General features: G+C 38.3%; 22 protein-coding genes. 13 read left to right on the forward strand and 9 right to left on the reverse strand.

Going from position 1 to position 19,779, the window contains the following annotated elements; genetic code table 11:
• Positions 1 to 35: 35 nt before the first annotated feature.
• Positions 36 to 821: an HAD family hydrolase gene (locus CFK40_RS06150; RefSeq protein WP_089531478.1), complete on the reverse strand. Its 786-nt coding sequence runs from the start codon at positions 819 to 821 to the stop codon at positions 36 to 38.
• Between the two features lie 191 nt (positions 822 to 1,012).
• Between CFK40_RS06150 and CFK40_RS06155 the strand changes: the two genes are divergently transcribed.
• Positions 1,013 to 2,191 (forward strand): pyridoxal phosphate-dependent aminotransferase, encoded by a 1,179-nt coding sequence (locus tag CFK40_RS06155; protein ID WP_089531479.1) that lies wholly within the window; start codon positions 1,013 to 1,015, stop codon positions 2,189 to 2,191.
• Between the two features lie 112 nt (positions 2,192 to 2,303).
• A complete protein-coding gene (locus CFK40_RS06160; RefSeq protein WP_089531480.1) occupies positions 2,304 to 2,501 on the forward strand; it encodes a YwbE family protein in 198 nt (65 codons plus the stop codon).
• A 90-nt stretch (positions 2,502 to 2,591) separates the two neighbouring features.
• Here the strand turns inward: CFK40_RS06160 and CFK40_RS06165 are convergent, their stop codons facing one another.
• Complete coding sequence (locus CFK40_RS06165; protein ID WP_089531481.1) at positions 2,592 to 4,289, reverse strand: M3 family oligoendopeptidase; 1,698 nt, start codon at positions 4,287 to 4,289, stop codon at positions 2,592 to 2,594.
• A 132-nt stretch (positions 4,290 to 4,421) separates the two neighbouring features.
• Between CFK40_RS06165 and CFK40_RS06170 the strand changes: the two genes are divergently transcribed.
• Together CFK40_RS06170 and CFK40_RS06175 are read left to right on the forward strand one after the other, a co-directional pair.
• On the forward strand, positions 4,422 to 4,649 hold the full coding sequence (locus CFK40_RS06170) for a DUF2164 domain-containing protein (protein WP_089531482.1): 228 nt from the start codon (positions 4,422 to 4,424) through the stop codon (positions 4,647 to 4,649).
• Positions 4,650 to 4,989: 340 nt separating this feature from the next.
• Positions 4,990 to 5,202, forward strand: coding sequence for a hypothetical protein (locus CFK40_RS06175; RefSeq protein WP_089531483.1), 213 nt, complete (start codon positions 4,990 to 4,992; stop codon positions 5,200 to 5,202).
• Between the two features lie 29 nt (positions 5,203 to 5,231).
• Here the strand turns inward: CFK40_RS06175 and CFK40_RS06180 are convergent, their stop codons facing one another.
• From CFK40_RS06180 to CFK40_RS06200, 5 genes are all read right to left on the reverse strand, one after another.
• A complete protein-coding gene (locus CFK40_RS06180; RefSeq protein ID WP_089531484.1) occupies positions 5,232 to 5,822 on the reverse strand; it encodes a DNA-3-methyladenine glycosylase in 591 nt (196 codons plus the stop codon).
• A 63-nt stretch (positions 5,823 to 5,885) separates the two neighbouring features.
• Positions 5,886 to 6,620, reverse strand: coding sequence for an amino acid ABC transporter ATP-binding protein (locus CFK40_RS06185; protein WP_089531485.1), 735 nt, complete (start codon positions 6,618 to 6,620; stop codon positions 5,886 to 5,888).
• A gap of 9 nt (positions 6,621 to 6,629) precedes the next feature.
• A complete protein-coding gene (locus tag CFK40_RS06190; RefSeq protein WP_089531486.1) occupies positions 6,630 to 7,331 on the reverse strand; it encodes an amino acid ABC transporter permease in 702 nt (233 codons plus the stop codon).
• Positions 7,318 to 8,139: an amino acid ABC transporter substrate-binding protein gene (locus CFK40_RS06195; protein WP_089531487.1), complete on the reverse strand. Its 822-nt coding sequence runs from the start codon at positions 8,137 to 8,139 to the stop codon at positions 7,318 to 7,320. The genes CFK40_RS06190 and CFK40_RS06195 overlap by 14 nt, the downstream gene beginning before the upstream one ends.
• Before the next feature lie 266 nt (positions 8,140 to 8,405).
• Positions 8,406 to 9,263 carry a CvfB family protein gene (locus CFK40_RS06200; protein ID WP_089531488.1) on the reverse strand — a complete coding sequence of 286 codons (858 nt, stop codon included), beginning with the start codon at positions 9,261 to 9,263 and terminating at the stop codon, positions 8,406 to 8,408.
• 640 nt (positions 9,264 to 9,903) lie between these two features.
• Here CFK40_RS06200 and CFK40_RS06205 point away from each other — a divergent pair.
• From CFK40_RS06205 to CFK40_RS06240, 8 genes are all read left to right on the forward strand, one after another.
• A complete protein-coding gene (locus CFK40_RS06205; RefSeq protein ID WP_089531489.1) occupies positions 9,904 to 10,215 on the forward strand; it encodes a CHY zinc finger protein in 312 nt (103 codons plus the stop codon).
• Between the two features lie 74 nt (positions 10,216 to 10,289).
• The gene (locus tag CFK40_RS06210; protein WP_089531490.1) at positions 10,290 to 10,529 is read left to right on the forward strand and encodes a DUF362 domain-containing protein; all 240 of its coding nucleotides are present in this window, start codon (positions 10,290 to 10,292) and stop codon (positions 10,527 to 10,529) included.
• 117 nt (positions 10,530 to 10,646) lie between these two features.
• Positions 10,647 to 12,128, forward strand: a complete 1,482-nt coding sequence (locus CFK40_RS06215) for a Na+/H+ antiporter NhaC family protein (protein ID WP_405196571.1) — start codon at positions 10,647 to 10,649, stop codon at positions 12,126 to 12,128.
• Between the two features lie 145 nt (positions 12,129 to 12,273).
• On the forward strand, positions 12,274 to 12,519 hold the full coding sequence (locus tag CFK40_RS06220; protein ID WP_089531492.1) for a hypothetical protein: 246 nt from the start codon (positions 12,274 to 12,276) through the stop codon (positions 12,517 to 12,519).
• 88 nt (positions 12,520 to 12,607) lie between these two features.
• Complete coding sequence (gene nhaC / locus CFK40_RS06225) at positions 12,608 to 14,023, forward strand: Na+/H+ antiporter NhaC (protein ID WP_089531493.1); 1,416 nt, start codon at positions 12,608 to 12,610, stop codon at positions 14,021 to 14,023.
• A 210-nt stretch (positions 14,024 to 14,233) separates the two neighbouring features.
• Positions 14,234 to 14,509 carry a hypothetical protein gene (locus tag CFK40_RS06230; protein WP_089531494.1) on the forward strand — a complete coding sequence of 92 codons (276 nt, stop codon included), beginning with the start codon at positions 14,234 to 14,236 and terminating at the stop codon, positions 14,507 to 14,509.
• Between the two features lie 615 nt (positions 14,510 to 15,124).
• Positions 15,125 to 15,916, forward strand: coding sequence for an SDR family oxidoreductase (locus tag CFK40_RS06235; RefSeq protein ID WP_089531495.1), 792 nt, complete (start codon positions 15,125 to 15,127; stop codon positions 15,914 to 15,916).
• 51 nt (positions 15,917 to 15,967) lie between these two features.
• Positions 15,968 to 16,783: a ZIP family metal transporter gene (locus CFK40_RS06240; RefSeq protein WP_089531496.1), complete on the forward strand. Its 816-nt coding sequence runs from the start codon at positions 15,968 to 15,970 to the stop codon at positions 16,781 to 16,783.
• 10 nt (positions 16,784 to 16,793) lie between these two features.
• Here the strand turns inward: CFK40_RS06240 and ytaF are convergent, their stop codons facing one another.
• A complete protein-coding gene (gene ytaF, locus CFK40_RS06245) occupies positions 16,794 to 17,429 on the reverse strand; it encodes a sporulation membrane protein YtaF (RefSeq protein WP_089531497.1) in 636 nt (211 codons plus the stop codon).
• A gap of 307 nt (positions 17,430 to 17,736) precedes the next feature.
• Complete coding sequence (locus CFK40_RS06250; protein WP_089531498.1) at positions 17,737 to 18,174, reverse strand: Rrf2 family transcriptional regulator; 438 nt, start codon at positions 18,172 to 18,174, stop codon at positions 17,737 to 17,739.
• A gap of 137 nt (positions 18,175 to 18,311) precedes the next feature.
• On the opposite strand from CFK40_RS06250, the gene hmpA reads away from it, so the two are divergent.
• Entirely contained in the window at positions 18,312 to 19,553 is a 1,242-nt protein-coding gene (hmpA, locus tag CFK40_RS06255; protein ID WP_089531499.1) for an NO-inducible flavohemoprotein, read from the forward strand.
• Positions 19,554 to 19,779: the final 226 nt, after the last annotated feature.

Below are 19,779 nucleotides of genomic sequence, written 5' to 3' on the forward strand. Positions count from 1 at the left end.
AGTATACCCTTGATTCCTCAGTTTCGATAACTTGTTTACTCTACTAATCCAAGCTGCTTTAATCCATTAAAAATTCCTGAATCGGATACGGTAGTTGTACGGTTTTTGGCATAAGCAAACAAGTCTGGGTGGGCGTTCCCCATAGCAAAACCCTCTCCAACGGTTTCAAGCATTTCTTTGTCATTCATGCCATCACCAAATGCAATTGCATCTTCTTTTTTGCGGTTTAATTTCTTAAGGACGGTTTTGATTGCCTCTCCTTTGTTGACGTTTTTCCGAATGACATCATAGCAATTATTAATTCCGCCAACGTTCACTGGTGAAAGATATAAGTTTTCATCTATGGAATAAAGGGCAAGATCATCATCGTTAATATTAATCAACGTCATACTTAAAATATCATTTTTTATATCTGGCGTTATTTGATCATTTTCCTTTAGAAGAAACGCATTAATAAATGCTTTTGTAGCGGGTGAATTGGGTGTTGAGTAATAATTTTTCTTGCTTGTATAAACGACAATCTCATGGTTGTGTTGGTCGACTGTTTCCAGGAAATGTTCAATGGTACTAGTATCCATTGGTTCATCTACTACCGTTTCGTTTTGATAGGTCGCAAATGCACCGTTATATCCAATAAAAGAATCAATCGTTAGTTCTTCAGCCAAATCGTAAATTTCATGGAGTGGGCGCCCTGTTGAGAGAAAGACCTCGACACCCTGTTTTTTAACTTGTTCAATTGCATCTTTTGTAGAGTCCATAACTGTGTGATCAGGTCGCAAAATTGTCCCATCTATATCTAGAAATAGTGTATTGTATGTCATTGTTGATCTCCTTACCTTTTTTATTATCTTGTAATAGTACCATAATAGTACACTTTTATCTAAAATGTGGATATGTTGGTTGTATTATCATTAGAAAGATATCTGAGATGGTGTTGCATTTTTCTTCCTTTACAAACCACTAATCAGAGGCTATTATTAGTAACAATTATCAGAATTGGGGAGTGAGCGATGTGCATAGGTTTGAACAATCTGAGGCATTAAAGCGTTTGCCTGAACAGTTTTTTGCGAAGCTTGTAAAAAAAGTGCAGCAACTGCAAAGTGAGGGACACGACGTGATTAACTTAGGGCAAGGGAATCCAGATTTGCCTACACCTGAACATATTGTTGAATCTTTACAAGGTGCGGCAGAAAATCCAATCAATCATAAATATTCGCCGTTTCAGGGTTTTGCATATGCTAAACAAGCGATGGCTGACTTTTACAAAAGAGAGTATGGGGTTGTGGTGGATCCAGAAACTGAGGTTGCCATTATGTTTGGCTCGAAATCTGGCCTTGTTGAGCTGAGCCAATGCCTGTTAAATCCGGGTGATACGGCATTGTTACCTGATCCAGGCTATCCAGATTATATGTCAGGTATTGCGCTCGCGGATGCAAAAACGGAAATGATGCCACTTCTTGTGGAGAATAATTTTTTGCCTGATTACGGTCAGATTCGAGATGATGCATTAAACCGAGCGAAATTAATGTTTTTAAATTACCCAAATAACCCGACGTCAGCGACTGCTACAAAGGAATTCTTCGATGAAACTGTTGAGGTTGCAAAACAACACGGTATCTGTGTGTTGCATGATTTTGCGTATGGTGCGATTGGGTTTGATGGGGAAAAGCCACAAAGTTTCTTGCAGTCAGAAGGGGCAAAGAACATTGGAATCGAGATGTACACGTTATCGAAAACATATAATATGGCTGGCTGGCGGGTAGCGTTTGCAATCGGGAACCAATCAGTAGTTGAGAGCATAAATTTAATTCAGGATCATGTACACGTTAGCTTGTTTGGTGGAATTCAACAAGCTGCGGCGAGTGCACTGAATAGTGATCAGGCAGCAGTACAAAAATTAGTGACGACATACGAAGAACGTAGAAATAGCTTTATCGAAAAACTAAATGAAATTGGTTGGAAGGTTGAGGCACCAAAGGGGACATTTTTTGCTTGGCTGCCAGTTCCTGATGGCTATACTTCAGAAGAATTTGCTGATTTGTTACTAGAAAAAGCGCACGTTGTTACCGCACCTGGAAATGGTTTTGGCTCGGCTGGTGAAGGCTATGTGCGAATAGGGTTGTTAGCTAGCGAAGATCGCCTAGCGGAAGCGGTTAATAGAATTGGAAAATTAAATCTCTTCCGAAAATAGTTGGTGAAATTATCAGTCAAGTCTCTAAAGGATTTGGTAAGCCAGAGTGGATGAAGTAATTGAATCTGTCATGTATAATGTAACTAGCTTTTAATAGAGAGGATCGTATGGCATGACAGTAGATGGAAGATATCGAGATCAGGTAAAGCCTGGGCTTGAAGTTGATATTGTGTTAAAGAAAGACCAACGTACTGGTCAACTGACTAATGGCATTGTAAAAGATTTATTAACAAAATCATCCTATCATCCACACGGGATTAAGGTTCGTCTTGAGGATGGGCAAGTTGGCCGTGTGAGTAATAGGAAGTAAATAACCGCTAACCTCTGATGAAGGAGGTAGCGGTTATTTTTTTATCGCAGTTTGACGGGCAGTAAAACCCCCACTGAATGAAGTTTCACTTTATAGTGCTTTATCATCTACTGAATCAAGCCACTCTTCAATTGTGTCTACTACAGATTCAACCGTTCCTTCTTTAAACGGTGATCGCAGGTTTGCCGATTCTACTAGCCCTAGAAATGCTTTTTGCCCACCTAGCTGACAAAGCTTAATGTAATCATTCCATGCTTCCTTGTGATCCTCTTGTGCGCGCTTCCAGAATTGGAATGCACAAATTTGTGCGAGGGTGTAGTCAATGTAATAAAACGGTACATCGTAAATATGACCTTGACGTTGCCAAAACCTTCCTGATTCTAAATAATCATTTCCATCATAATCCCGATGTGGTAAATAGGTTTCTTCAAGCTTCTTCCATGCTTGGTTTCGCTCTTCTGGAGTCCACTCTGGATTTTCATAAACAAGATGCTGGAATTTATCGACTGCAACGCCATATGGTAAGAACTGTAAACCATCCGCTAAATGAGAGTATTTATATTTTTCCGTATCATCATGGAAAAATAATTCCATCCACGGCCATGTGAAAAATTCCATGCTCATTGAGTGAATTTCCGCTGCTTCAAGGGTCGGAAAGCTATATTCAGGAATACCAATATGTCGGCTCTCATAAACTTGAAATGCATGTCCCGCTTCGTGTGTCAGAACATCTACATCACCTGATGTTCCATTAAAGTTTGCAAAAATAAAAGGCGACTGGTAATCATCAATAAAACTGCAGTATCCGCCAGCTTCTTTTCCTTTTTTTGCTTCAAGATCCATTAAATTACGATCCAACATATAATGGAAGAATTTATTTGTTTCTGGTGATAATTCTTCATACATTTTTTTGCCATTCTCAATAATCCATTCGGGCGTGCCTTTAGGATCGGCATTTCCGGACTTAAATTTGAATGATTCATCATAGTTTTTTAAGGAATCAACACCGATTCGTTCCGCCTGTTTATCATATAGCCTGGTTACAAGAGGTACGATCGAATCTCTTACCTGTTTACGGAAAACAGTAACCATCTCAGCGTCATAATCGATACGAAGCATACGAATATACCCCAGCTCCACAAAGTTTTTATAGCCGAGTGTGGTTGCGATTTCATGACGTGTTTTTACGAGTTGATCGTAAAGGCCATCAAATTTCTCGGAATGCTGGGCAAAAAATCCTGAGCTCGCTTCGGTTGCCTTTTTACGTGTCTCGCGATCCTTGTCCTGTGCATATGGACCAAGCTGCGCGAGCGTTAACGTTTTTCCTTGGAAAGCAACTTCAGCCGAAGCAACTAGTTTCGAGTACTCAGATGTTAACTTATTTTCTTTTTGAAGCAACTTGATAACTTTGGGATCAAATGATTTAATTTCAAAGTTTGCAATTTCAAATAGTTGCTCGCCCCATTGTTTTTCTAAATCCTCGCGATAAGCAGATACAACTAACTCCTTGTAAAAATCTGTATTTAACGACTTGATTTCTGGCTCAATGTCGTCAAAGAAATCACGTTCTTTTTGATAAAATTCATCGTTTGTATCAATAGATGCTCGGATATAAACCAGGTTGGAAAGTGTCGATAACCGATTACGGAATTTGTTGATTTCGTTAATTGCATCGTTTGCTTCCTCTATTGTAGAAGCTTTTTTAAATGTATTAAGTAATTCAGCGAACGCGCTCTTTTCCTTTTCTAGATTCGGACGTTCGTATGTATAGTTTTCAAATGTCTGCATATAACCCCTCCTTGTATACTTTGTTTTATTCGACAGTAAAGATTGGATTCCTGCTTTTTGACGCCGTTTCGGAATGTAATAGGATATTTTTGTTATAATGAAGACAATTGATTTTTTTAAAGGAGATTTTAAATGAAACAAAAATTTGAGCTAACTAAGGAACAAAAGGATGACATGGCTGGTTTGATTAAAGGCTATTTTGAAAAGGAACGTGGAGAGGATATTGGAAATCTCGCCTCATTATTAATCGTGGATTTTTTCATCGAGGAGCTTGCGCCATTATTTTATAACATTGGAGTAGAAGACTGTCATGCATATATGTCTAGCAAGTTAGATGACTTATTTGAAATTCAAAAGTAGCATAAAATTAGGAGATTCAGCATACAAAAATAGTGTGGTTTATAAATCATCAAGTCTGGGTAATTTATAATATATGCTTATAGGTTACTGGAAAAAGAAAGGATGATTAACATGCTTCGTACAATTTTAATGGTTATTGGTGCTATCGTAGTAATTGGTTGGATTATTTCAATCTTATAAAAGTATACTGATAAAAAGTGGAAACCACCCAATATACTGAGTGGTTTCCTGTTTTGTAAAGATGTACATATTTCAGATTCTTTGTTTAGTAGATACTAAGTTAGTAATTGAAAATCAGTGATTCACTTTATTTGTTCAATATAAAGAAGGAGGAGTATGGATGGTCATTAAAAATAGCGCCACATTAAGTAGGGACTATTTCCAATCCTACTTTAAGTTGCGAATGAATACGCTAGGTTGCTCGCTTGATGAAGCACGGGACCAAACGTATGAAAAATTTTTTGGTGAAAATGAAGAAAGATTTGGGAAGGCAACATACGTACATTTTTTAGAGGCATATGAGGAAATGAGCGAAGAAATTGATAAAAGGTGAGACTTCGCTAATATAGAAGAGTCTCACCTTTATTTTGAGATGAATTTGCTTCCTTTTACATAAAAGCGCCATGGATAATGCACCGCTTCGCCCGAATTATGGATACCAATTCGTGGTCCAGTTACTATTTGTGTGTCGTCAATCTGCTGTCCCTCCGCAATTTGAAGGGGGGCTTTATTTAGTGGATGACCATAGTCAGACATTGTGATACCGAGTGCTTTTGTTAGTTTACCAGGTCCATTTGTCCATTGGAATTGATTCTTTGCTTTTGGCCTTCTTTCCGCCATTAATTCTTGCCCTGTAACGGGTTCAACGGCTCTGATTAAAACTGCCTCAGGTCGACCGATTGCTCCACTGACTACGTTAACAAGACAATGTGTATGCATGGAATAGGTATACGTGATACCAGGTTCGCCAAACATGATTTCGGTTCGTTTGGTGCGCCTGTTGCCAAAACTGTGTGCGGCCTGATCATCTGGTCCCATGTATCCCTCTGTTTCCACAATTATTCCTGACGCACTGCCTTCTGGAGTTTCCTTGATGAGCTGACACCCGAGTAGTGCTTTTGCCAGGTCTAGTGTTGGTTGGTTGTAAAAGTCTTTACTAAGTGGTCTAAGCATACCTAGTTCCTTTCGTTTAGTTATTATTTTCCGCAATAAAAGACTAACATATATGTCAGCCTTTTATTGCAGTTTATTTAAAAATTGTTTTGTTCTATCGTGTTGGGGATCGTTGAAAATGTCAGTTGGCTTTCCGCGTTCAACGATTACACCATTATCCATAAATAGTACCTCATCAGCCGCTTCTTTGGCAAATTTCATTTCATGGCTGACAACGACCATTGTCATACCTTCTTCAGCTAAATCTTGCATTACCTTTAGAACTTCACCAACTAGCTCTGGATCTAGTGCTGACGTAGGTTCGTCGAATAAAATGAGCTGTGGATCCATCGCTAGTGCGCGCGCAATTCCGACTCGTTGCTGCTGTCCACCAGACAGTTGGTAAGGATACACATCAATTTTCTCACCAAGACCTACTTTAGTCAAAAGTTCTTGAGCAATTTTTCGAGCTTGGTTTTTTTTCATTTTTTTAACTGTAACGAGCCCTTCCATCACGTTCTCCGTAGCTGTGAAATGAGGGAATAGATTGTGTGTTTGAAAAACCATACCTGTTTGTTTTCGCAATTCCCGTATCTCTTTTTTTCTCGTGGTGGTCTGAAAGTCTACCTTTTGATTATTGATAGTAATAATGCCTTTATTTGGTGTTTCCAATGCATTTAAGCAACGAAGAAAAGTTGTTTTTCCCGAGCCTGATGGTCCTATGACTACAATAACTTTTCCTTTTTCAAGTTTTAAATCAAGTCCTTTTAGTACCTCTAGTTCACCAAATTGAATGTGTAAATCTGTAACAGATAACATGATAACCTCCTATTTTGCGATATAGCGATCTAATTTTCGTTCGATTCGTCCTTGGGCAAAAGAAAGTATCATACATATCACCCAATAGATCAACGCGGCTTCTGAATAGACAAGCAAAAATTCATAGTTTTGGGCAGCAATTTCCTGTGCTTTCCGAAACATTTCCGCAACGATTATCGTCGACGCAAGTGATGTATCTTTTACCAGACTAATAAATGAATTTGATAAAGGTGGTATAGATACACGTGTCGCCTGTGGCAGAATGATGCGTCGTAGTGCTTGTGTATATGTCATGCTGATAGAAAAACCCGCTTCCCACTGGCCTTTAGGGATTGATAATAATGCAGCACGGATAATTTCGGATCCGTATGCTCCAACGCTTAAAGAAAATCCTATGATTGCTGCTGTAAAGGAATCAATGGTAATCCCGATAGTAGGTAGGCCGAAAAATATAATAAATAATTGAACAAGTAGAGGTGTTCCTCGTAAAATGGAAACATAAAAACGGGCAATCCATTGTAATGGTTTGATGCCTGACAAACGTGCTAGTGCAGTTAATACAGCTAAAATGAGTCCGATAACAAATGTGATTAAGGCTAATGGAATAGTATAGATTAAAGCTCCCTGGATCAATGGCCAAAGGGAGCTTATAAAGATATCTAGGTATTCCTGTTGCATTTCTGGGCTTGTAAAAATATTATTTAGATACATCTTCGCCAAACCATTTTTGAGAAATTTCTAGATATGTGCCATCTTCCTTCATTTCAGCTAGTGCTTTATTGACAGCCTCAATCAATTTTTCACTACCCTTACGGAAGGCGAATGAAGTTTGTGATGCATCTTCTTCACGGTCCACGATTTTAATCGGTGCATCTTTTTGTGTATTTAAAAAATCCAGAACCGATAATCGATCATTAATTGTTGCTTCAACACGTTTTGATGCGATAAGCTGCATAGCCTCTTTAAAACCTTCAACAGATGTCACATCAGCACCATATTCTTTTGCGATATTTGCATAGTTACTTGTTAATGACTGTGCAGATGGAACGCCTTTGATATCTTCAAAGCTTTTAATGTCATTGTTATTTTTATGTGTTACCAGTACGGCAGATGACTGTGTGTAAGGATCTGAAAATAAATATTTTTCCTTACGTTCTGGCGTGATTCCAACCTGGTTTGCAATCATATCAAAACGCCCAGAGTTCAATCCTGCAAACATAGAGTCCCATTTTGTTTCTTTAAATACTGCCTTTACGCCGATGCGATCAGCTACTTCGCGAGCAATTTCTACGTCAAAACCAGTAAGATCGCCTTCTTCGTTATGAAAGGTAAACGGTGGATAGGTTCCTTCTGTTCCGATAAGTATTTTACCTTTATCCTGTATACTTTTGTACAAATTTTTGCTTTCAGAATTTGAGCTACTTTCGCCATTACTAGAACTCTCTTCATTAGAGCCACAAGCTGTAAGTATAAGAATAAAACCTAGTGCAAGAAACGAGAGTACAACCTTTTTCTTCATGATTATTTCCTCCTCTATTTTTAAATCCAAGTATTTTTATAAGAATTAATGCCTTTAATATCTTAATTTATAAAAGGTAAATAGTCAAGAGTCGGAGCTTAACGTTTGTACACTATCCATGCGAGGCGGTTGGCAAGTTTGAATAGTTGGCAAATCATGATGAATTAAAAAAATCCCTGATAAACTCACTCGCTAGAGTTACGGGTTTCGTATGTAAGAATAAGGTCAAAATAAAAACACCTGCCAATATGCAGGTGTTTGCGAGATTATTTTTTAAGATGGGTCTTGCCATCATGTTGTTCAATTTTGCCTTCTTTCATTAACTTGCCTAGTGCACGTTTAAAAGCTGATTTACTGATGTTAAATGTTCCTAAAATATCATCTGGATCGCTTTTATCGCCGAATGGAATGACACCATCATTTTCCTTTAGGTGATTCAAAATAGCGTCTGCATCATCAATCATGCCGTGTTGTTTCAGTGGGCGAAGTGACATGTTTAAGCTTGCGTCAGCTTTCACTTCAATGACACGAGCTGAAACCCACTCACCGAGTCTTGGTTCCGTTTTACGTTCAGTGTGGTGAATAAATCCGCGATAGTTTTCTTCCGTGAGAATAACCGTACCTTCTCTACTAGTTCGATAAACACGTCCGTTTAGGGTTTGATTTAATACTTCTACAGGTGCGTCTACACATTCAATTTCAAGAATTCCTTCTGACCCAGGAAGTGCAAGAAGGCGTCCTTTTCGATCTGTGCCGAGTGTAACATACAGCTTGTCCCCAACTGCTGGCCAAACATCCTCATACAGCGGTAAATCGTCGGTTGATACAAGAATCTCTTTTGTGGTCCCAATGTTGACGAAAACGCCAAGATTTTTAACTACCTCAACGACCTCTGCCCAGCCAAATACATCCCGCTCTATGGTTGGAAGCTTTGTTGTTGCAATAATCTGACCTTTTTTATCGGTATATAAAAACACATCAATTTTTTGAGTTTCTTTTAATTCTTCTGAGGTTTCGTTATGGTGTAAAAGTGCTTCTGACATGTCTTTATTCAGTACATATCCCGTATCAATTTTTCGAAGTACATTCATGCTTTGGATTGTGCCAATAACTAAGTCACTCATTATTTTACCTTCCTTCTATTCTGGTCTGTTTTTTATTTTGCACAGGTCAGCCCGAGTCCATACGCCACTGTACCAGTACTTAGGTTTTATATATGTATTGGAAAAGGGGCACCCTCATAGTAAGAGTACCCCTCCGATTCATTACGTAACATAAAGTCTTGATTTAATTTTCCATCCCTCTATAAAGGGAGAATAATTTCCATTGAAAGTGCATTGCTTTCATTACCGCGGTAATTGTTCCACTAACTTAAGCAACGTAAACCCTACCTGCTTTTACGTCCTTGCGACCCTTTAGTCGCGCCAGTGTGAATAAGTGTTCTAAAAAAATATTGCGTAGAATGCCAATATCTTAACTTTATATATTACAAAATCTAACTACTTTATTATACACTATTACTAATAAATGTCAAGTTCATACAATTCACTATAAGAGGATGTTCAAAAAGTCACCAAATGATAAACGGCGAATTTCTTCGTTGCGAAGTTTTTCCGGTCCTCACGTATTAAAAGCATACGTTCCGGTCCTCAAAATCTTCGCGCCTTGAACTTCTTGTTTCTAATTTGCTGACTTTTTGAACACACACTATAAGTTTGCAAAGATGATCCATCTTAATTTATCATAAAAGATGGAGGGGTTTCGATGAACGTAATCGGTGCAATTGATAATGAAACACGTTGTAAGCATTACCATACGGAAAAAGATCGAATAGCAATAAAATTTTATTGTTGCGGCGAGTATTATCCTTGTTACAAATGTCACGAAGAGTATGGTTGTGGAAGTTTGCAGGTTTGGCCTAAATCCATGTTTGATCAATTTGCGGTGTTGTGTGGGTCATGTGGAACAGAACTTACCATTCAGGAATATTTGGAATGTGGTTCGATTTGTCCAATCTGTCATGCTAAATTTAATTCCGAATGTTCATTGCATTATCATTTATATTTTCAAAAATAAGCAGGGTACTTGAAATTCTAGTCCCTTCTATTATTAAATAGAATTAGCTTGGATTTTTTAAGGAGGGAAAGCTGGTGGCTTTTGTAATATTGGACCCGTGTGGCCCAGAAAAATCAGCAGAATGTGTCAGTGTATGTCCAGTGGATTGCATAGAAGAAGGCAAGGATCAATTTTACATAGACCCAGATATTTGTATCGATTGTGGCGCATGTAAAGCAGTTTGCCCAGTTGATGCGATAGAAGAAGAATATGATTTAACGCCAGATCAGGAGAAATTTTTAGAAAAAGCTGAGGCTTTTTTTGCTAATAAATAAATAATTTCTAAACTTAATAAATTATGATAAAGTATAAATAAGAAGTTTTAGTGAACAGTCATCAACTTGATGACTGTTTTTAGTTTAGCTGGTACCAGGACAACGACAAGGAGGAGAATGATGACTTCAGCAGAAGAAGAGTTAGCTCGTACAAAAGGAAGTAAGCGCATTCAAAAATTAGATTTCAGATTTGGAGCATTTGGAGCAGCTGTTCCATTAGTATTTTTTGTCGTATGGGCAATTACTACTAGTGTGATGAAGCTTTCATCTGAAGTAGGTCTAGTGATGGGCGCGCTAATTGGTATAACACTAGGTTTATTTTTTAGTAAAAGTAAGTGGGGGGACTATGCACAGGGTTTATTTGATGGACTAGCACAGCCTGTTGGGGTTGTAGCAATCGTTGCATGGTTCTATGCAGGTATGTTTGCACAGATTTTGCAGGTTGGAGGACTTGTGGAAGGACTTGTATGGCTTGGAGGAATTACTGGTTTAACTGGTGGTTTATTTGTTGCCATGACATTTTTACTAGCAGCCGTTTTTTCAACAGCAGTTGGAACTGGATACGGAACAACAGTAGCATTTTGTACGTTGATGTATCCTGCAGGAATAGCAGTTGGCGCTGATCCTGTTATGATGTTCGCAGCAATTTTGGCTGGGGCTGTTTTTGGTGATAACTTAGCACCGGTTTCAGATACTACGATTGTTTCTGCAACAACGCAAGAAGCGGACGTGCCTGGAGTTGTGCGAAGTCGGTTTAAATATTCAATAATGGCAGCAATTCCTTCTACCATATTATTCGCAATATTCGGTGGTGGTGGCGATAATGGCGTCGGAAGTTCTGATGTGGCTGCAAGTATTATGGATGACAGTAATCCAGCTGGTTTAATTATGTTGCTTCCTTTTGCAATTGTACTTATTTTAGCTTTAACGGGGCAGCATTTGATGACATCGTTAACATGGGGTATTTTATCGGCAATACCATTAATCGTCTTTACTAGTCTTGGGAAATTTGCTGATATTATCAGTTTTGATTCTGAATCTGATACCGTAATTACTGGTGCACTTGTCGAAGGTGTAATGGGCTACATGAATATGGCAATACTGATTTTGCTCATTGTTGCGGCTGCGCATTTATTGAAGCTAGGTGGAACGATGGATGCAATCACTGGTCTAATGATAAAGTGGATCAAGAATTCTGTTCGACGCGCCGAGCTTGCTATCTGGAGTATTGTTGCACTATTAAACAGTGCGATTACGATTAATACAGCAGCCGAAATCGCAGCAGCTCCTTTTGTAAAAGAACTGGGGGAGAAATATAAAATTCATCGTTATCGTCGGGCAAACATGCTTGATGCGGTAACATCAGCACTTGGATACATTTTTCCTTGGGGTGCACCAGTACTATTAGGTTGGTCGACAATTAAATTGATGACGGAAACGTACGAATGGTTACCAGTCGTATCACCTACTGCTGTATTTCCATATGTATTCCAAGGCTGGTTCTTAGTTGTCATTATGCTAATTGCAGCGATTACAGGCTGGGGGCTTCGTTTTGAAGGTAAAAATGGCGAAGAATTAAAAGAACGTCCAAACGACTAATTTGTTATATGCACCCATACCATGGTGGTAAAAGCCATGGTATGGGTTTCATTTTTTTTGACAAGTTTGGAATGATACCTGAAAAATGATTGAATGCTAGATAATTAAAACAAGTCAAACATTGTTAAGTGGAAATAGTTATGCAATGATTTCTGGTGAAAAATCTGGTATAGTATCTGTCAATAAAGATGAAGAGAAAGATTTATTATTAGGTTTTCATATAATCGGTGCTGGAGCAGTTGAACTGGTTAGTAGAGGGGGGACAGCACTGGAAATGGTGGCACGAGATGAGGATTTACGTTTTCCCTCTTATCTACATCCAAGTATGAACGAGGCAATTGTGGGGGTGATGGATGGATTAGCAGACATGGCAATTCATCCTTCACCGTAAAGGAAAATAATAATCAATCAACAGCTACGGAAACTCTCTATCTTAGGAAAAAACAATCGACAATTATACAATCAAAGGAGAATTTCTTATGTACCGAATAAAAGCTGTTCAAAAGCCATCATTAATCGAAGCATTGTTTATGACCATAGCGGTTTTAGCCGTAATTAGTTTTGGAATCATTTATTTTGAAGCGGCACCACATATTCCGCTTGTATTTGCACTACTTCTTTTAGTCATTTATGGCCTGATTAAGCGTCTATCCTATCAAACAATAGAGGACGGAATTACTGAAGGGGCAAAAGCAGGAATGGGGGCAGTATTCCTCTTTTTCTTTATTGGTATTTTGATAGCCGCTTGGATGATAGGTGGAACGATTCCTTCGTTAATTTACGGAGGATTTGAACTGGTTACACCGAACTATTTCTTGAGCATTGTGTTTGTGGTGACGTCAGTTGTTGGAATTTGTGTGGGAAGCTCCTTGACGACGGTCGCAACTGCGGGTCTGGCGTTTATCGGAATTGCTACTGCTGCCGATGTTTCGTTAGCGGTAACAGCAGGTGCGATTGTATCTGGTGCGTTTTTTGGGGATAAAATGTCACCATTATCTGATACAACAAATATGGCATCTTCTATTTTGAAGGTGGACTTGTTTGACCATATTCGCAATATGGCATGGACCACCATTCCAGCATTTGTGATAACCTTGTTTATTTTTGCTATTATTTCGCCGGAAATTACGGATACAAGCTTTACTAAAATGGAAACATTTCAACAGGGGTTGCTCGATACAGGGCTTGTTACGTGGTATAACGGATTCATTCCAGTGGCGGTTTTAGTGATTTTTTCCATTATGAAGGTACCTGCTTTATTAACGCTAGCAGGTGGGGCTGCAAGTGCGATTGTGATGGCATACATTAACGGGTTCATTCCATTGAAAAACTTGCTCGGCGTACTATTTGGTGGTTATGTTTCTGAAACAGGAATTGAAGAAATTGATGCATTGTTAACGCGTGGTGGACTAAGTAGCATGATGTTCACAATCGGTATTGTGTTACTCGCGTTAAGTCTTGGTGGGTTGTTGTTTAAGCTCGGGATTGTTCCACGATTACTAGAGTCAATCGAAAGTATGCTGAAAAAAGTTGGATCAGTCATTGCAGCTGCAGCGTTTACAGCAATCGGTATTAACGTTCTTATTGGGGAGCAGTATTTATCGATTTTATTAACAGGTGAGGCATATCAGTCTCGATTTGCCAAAGTAGGTCTCGCAAATAAAAACCTATCACGTGTCGCAGAGGATGCTGGAACAGTTGTCAATCCGCTCGTTCCATGGAGTGTGTGTGGCGTGTTTATTACGACTACATTAGGTGTATCAACCTTAGCATATCTCCCATTTGCCTTCTTCTGTCTGTTATCACCGATTTTAACGATTTTATTCGGACTTTCAGGTAAAACGTTAACGTATATTGAAAAAAGTTCAACGGAAACCGAATCAGAAACTGTGTAAGGAGATACGGTTTCACTGGAATATGTGAGAGTGGAACCTAGAATCAAAACAATATCCATCAATGGTAGTAAATTAGGTTGGTCTACAGAAATGTTGTAGACCAACCTTTTTCAGATATCGCTTTGTTAGTAGTAATACATAATACAAAAAATCTAAGGAACAATATATATAGATTTTCATCAAACAAAAAAATTATTGGAGGTTATTTATATGGTCGAACAGAACCTACATCAGAGATTACAACAAGCCAGTCAACAAATAAAAGAGGCTCAGCAGGCTGTTTTGCAAGCGCAAGGATCAGATGCTCAATTATTGCAACAAGCAGAGCAGCAGTTACAACAGGCAGAACAGGTATTGCAAAATGCGCGGGAGCAGGCAGGAAATGAAGCAACTGAGAACCCACAATTTCAGCAAGCTTCTGAACAACTGCACGATACACGTCAACAAGTGCAGGAAGCGCAGCAAAATAACAACGATGTTTTATAAAACGTGGATTTAACTATCAGGTTAAATAGGGATACATTTGATATCCTTTTTCTTATTGCTCGACGAAAGGTGATGCTCAAAACTTACATCTTTTTAATGGAATTAGGTAAGCTAAACGAAAAGGAGGTTATTTATATGGCAAAAGACAAGACAAAGACGAAAAACAAAAGCAAGAAAGAACTGAACGATATGAAGAATCAAAACAAATATAGAACTAACCGTCCTCCAGGAAATTAAGGAACAAAGAATTAAAAAGGTTCTATCATACTTAAATCCGTATCTAATACGGATTTAAGTATGTATTTCCTCGTGCCCTTAACAAACTACACTTAGAAAATAGCTTCTAATTCAAGTCCTTCCAGTACTATTGATTGACTACTCCCTTATCTTTTAATACTTCTACTTGTTCATACTACTTTCGTCATTTCATACATATGTGTTTATTTTTGCAGATAAGAAAGTATAAATCCTTTCTTAACTGCATAAGTGCAACTAAGGCTTGGCGATAAGCCAAGTTTTCTAATATCATTTTAAAAAAACATAAGCCGATAGAATTGTAAAAGTACGTTTAGACAAGGATAATAGTTAGAGAAATCGAAAAGGGGTAAACACACTATGGATTTATTTTTAAAAGACAAATCGATTATCGTAACAGCCGCAAGTAAAGGACTCGGTCGAGCTATTGCAACGGAATTCGCACGTGAAGGAGCGCATGTTCTATTAGCAAGTAGAAGCGAAGAAACATTACGAGAAACAGTTGCCTCCATTAAACAAGAAACAAATAATGAACATGTTGATTATGCGATATGTGATATGAAAGATCCTAAGGCTATTAAGGGCATGGTAGAAAAAGCGACAAAATGGAACGGGACAGTTGATGTACTAATCAATAATGCGGGAGGACCACCTGCAGGGAAATTTTTGGATATGTCCGATGATGATTGGTATCATGCATTTGAGTTAAACTTGTTAAGCTTTATCCGTACGACACGTGAAGTGATTCCTTTCATGAAGAAACGAAAGCAAGGGCATATCGTTAACGTCGCTTCATCATCAATCAAACAGAGTTTAGATAATTTGGTTTTGTCAAATACGATGCGTCCAGGAATTGTCGGATTAGCAAAAAGCCTATCACAAGAATTAGGTGAGGATAATATCTTAATCAATACGGTTGGACCAGGGACAATTGAAACAGACCGGATCAGTGAATTGAATCAGCGGAAAGCAGGTGATTCAGGAATTCCTGTCGATGAGATCAAAGCAAATGCAGAACAACAAGTACCGATGAATCGTTATGGGCAACCTGATGAATTCGCAAGAGCAGTTGTATTCTTAGCATCTGGTGCAAATACGTATATTACAGGTCAATCCTTAATTGTGGATGGTGGATTGGTAAAAGCATTATAAAAATGGAGAACAATATATAATTTTTTACTTTAAACGGAGCGGATGAAAAACATGTTTGATTACTTGGCAAATCTTGACCCTATTATCCTAGCTTTATTAGCAACGTTGTTCACATGGGGAATGACGGCGCTTGGAGCGGCACTTGTTTTTACTCAAAAAAATATGAATCAGAAATTCCTGGACAGTATGCTGGGTTTTGCTGGTGGAGTAATGATTGCAGCGAGCTTCTGGTCCTTACTTTCTCCTGCGTTAGAGATGGCTGAAGATGGGCCAGTACCAATCTGGGTTCCCGCTGCTATTGGCTTTATGCTCGGCGGACTTTTCCTATGGAGCGTGGACAAAATCCTACCTCATTTACATCCAGGACAGAAAATGGAAAGTGCGGAAGGAATTAATCCGAAAAAGAAAAAGCGAAGTACATTACTTGTCTTGGCAATCACGTTGCATAACATTCCAGAGGGTCTGGCAATTGGTGTTGCCTTTGGTGCAGTTGCGGCAGGGTTTGAAACTGCGTCGATGGCAAGCGCGATGGCACTTGCAATAGGGATTGGTATTCAGAATTTCCCTGAGGGTGTTGCAGTTGCGATGCCTTTAAGACGTGATGGCATGTCACGAAAAAAAAGCTTTATGTATGGACAGTTTTCTGGATTGGTTGAACCAATATCAGCTGTAATTGGTGTCCTTGCGGTTACATTTATCGAACCAATGCTTCCGTATGCATTAAGTTTTGCAGCTGGCGCAATGATTTTCGTAGTTGTAGAAGAGGTTATCCCAAGCTCCCAAGAAGAGGGCAACAAAGATCTGGCATCCTTAACACTTATGGTCGGATTCACCGTTATGATGATTTTGGATGTTGCCCTGGGATAAGTGGGAGAAATTAAAGGATATTGAATATACCAAGTGCGATTAAAAACAGTGGTGGCAGTAATGTCACCTTTTGCATGGATTTATTTGTTGATAAGAAAATACCTGCATGAATACCACTGTAAACAAATAATCCACTCATCAATGCAATTAATATGGAGGTTACAATTGGTGAGTAGCCAAGCATAGCTGCTCCGATTCCTGCCCCAAATGCATCGAGCGCTAAGGCAGAACCTAACAATAAAGCCTCAGCAGCAGAGATAGAACCAGAATGGTCTAAATCCGCGTGTTGCGGTTTGGTTAGAACAGTTTTGTACTTTTCCATTCTGTTAGCCTCACGTATTTTGTTTTGATTTTTCATGAAGCTTTGATCACTAATTTTGGTGCGTACCACATTTAGTAAACAATAAAAGCCAATTGCAATTAAAATTGCCCCACCAAGTCCCTCTGCTATCACTGGTTCAATGAACGTACTGAGGTATGTTCCAACTGTCATGGATACGAGTACAATGATTCCAGAACATAGCATAATAATAATTAATGCAAAGAACGGGACGCGAATCTTCCTGATGCCATACGTAACTCCTACACCAAAGCCATCTAAACTAACTGCAATAACCAGAAGAAATAATCCCATATAAAAGAACATTCTGTATCAATCCTTTGTCTATGTTTTAGAATAGTGTATGAGCGGATTGACGGGATGTGAAGGAATTTAAATCTCTTTTCATTGCACGTAAAGAAAGCATAAAACTTCTAAGGATTTTTTGTATAACAAAAGCTTCGCAATTCGCTATTAAGACTAGGTGAGGCCTGAATATTTCTATAATGATACTCCTGTAGATTTATAGGGAGCTATTTGAAGCACATGTTAGAGAAGAAGGGCACGTTAATTTTCCAATAGGAGCTTAACCTGAGAAAAAACCGAAGAAAATAGCACAACAGCTAAATCATTTTTAATCGATTCCCATCAATTTTTTTAGTTGACCTTGATTTGTAATTAAATCTTTTATCGTATAGCTGTCAAGTACATGTAAAAATGCTTGTACTGCTTCATTTAATGCATGTTTTAACTTACAAGCTGGACTGATAACACATTCATTTTTCGATTTATCAAAGCATTCCATAATTATAAAATCATCCTCGAATTGGCGAACAATTTTCCCGACATTCATTTCTTCAGGGGGGAATGCTAAGCGGATACCACCATTTCGTCCACGAACTGTTTCCAAATATCCACTTTTATTTAACTCAAATACGACTTTGCCTAAATGATTTTGTGAAATAGAGAATGTATCTGAAATTTCCTTTATACTAGAAAGTTTACCCTCACTTTTTGTACCAGTAAAAATTAAAACACGTAATGCGTAATCCGTATATTTTTTTAATTGCATGCCCGGAGTCCCCCCTTAAACGTTAACAGAATTGTAACAGGAACTAACCTGTTTTTCCTATTAAAACGTGCTATTCTTTAAATATACAAAACATGTATTTTAAATACATGTTTAATGAATATGAGGGGTGTTTCATTATGACTACTAAAACAAAAACAGATTTAGACCAACAAACAATTGACATTATTAAAGTTACGGTTCCCGTTTTAGAGAAGCATGGAAATGAAATAACAAAAGTGTTCTATCAACGAATGTTTGAAAACCATCCAGAACTCAAAAATATTTTTAATCAAACAAACCAGCGAAAAGGAGATCAATCGAAGGCGCTTGCTGGTGCTGTTTATGCAGCAGCCTATCATATTGATCAACTGGAAAAAATTCTACCAGTTGTGAAGCAAATTTCACAAAAACATAAAAGCCTAAACATAAGGCCTGAGCATTATCCAATTGTAGGAAAATACTTATTGCTAGCAATGAAAGAAGTATTAGGGGATAAAGCAAACGCTGATGTACTTGGAGCATGGGAACGGGCGTATGGTGTTATTGCATCATTATTCATTGAAACAGAAAAAGAAATGTTTAAAGAAATGAAGGACACTGTTGGCGGATGGACTGGATTTCGCGATTTTAAAGTTATCAGAAGGGTAAAAGAATGTGATGTGATCACATCATTTTATCTAGTTCCAGCTGATAATAATCCATTTCCAGCGCACCAAGCTGGTCAATATATAACCGTACAGGCTGAAATAGAAGGGGAACCTCTTGTGCATTTGCGTCAATATAGTCTATCTTGCGCACCTGGAGCGGGGCATTACCGAATTAGTGTGAAACGAGAAGATGCTGTAAACGATTTACCGGCTGGTATTGTATCGAATTATTTACATGACAAAATAAAAATTGGTAGTACCCTTCCAATTACCGCACCATCAGGTGATTTTATCTTGGATCAAACAAATGATAGTCCACTGGTTTTGATTAGCGGTGGTGTAGGCCTAACACCAATGATGAGCATGCTGGGAACTGTCGTGAAGCAGCAGCCGGAGCGCATGGTATATTTTATCCATGCTGCACAATCTAGTAACGTCCATGCAATGCATAGTGCTGTAAAAGAAATTAGCCATAGATATAATCAGGTTTCATCCTACGTTATTTATGGGCACCCAACATATGAAGACAAATTAATAAAGAATCACGATAAAGAAGGCTATATCGATGACGAATGGTTAACAAAGATTCTTCCAACCTATGATGCTTCCTTCTATTTCTGTGGGCCAGCACCATTTATGCGAACAGTATATCAATTGTTAAAAGGTCACCAAGTCGATGAGAGTAATATTAATTATGAATTTTTCGGCCCAGCATCAAGCATAACTGGATGATGCTTTTAATAAATTGCTAGTTCCGAGTTAGGTTAACTTGAAAAATTAGAGGAAAGTGATATGATTATCAAATATTATAGGTTCGGATATATTGAAAACTAGCCTGAAGCGATGCTATAAATCATGTATAATAAAAAAATGGGAAGGCTCGTCAAAATGGCCTTCCTTCTTTTGTTTTTTGTTAAATTAAATGTTGAAAATAAATCGTTTACTAGGGTGTTAGAAA

Source organism: Virgibacillus necropolis (assembly GCF_002224365.1).
In the GTDB taxonomy this organism is placed as follows: domain Bacteria; phylum Bacillota; class Bacilli; order Bacillales; family Amphibacillaceae; genus Virgibacillus_F; species Virgibacillus_F necropolis.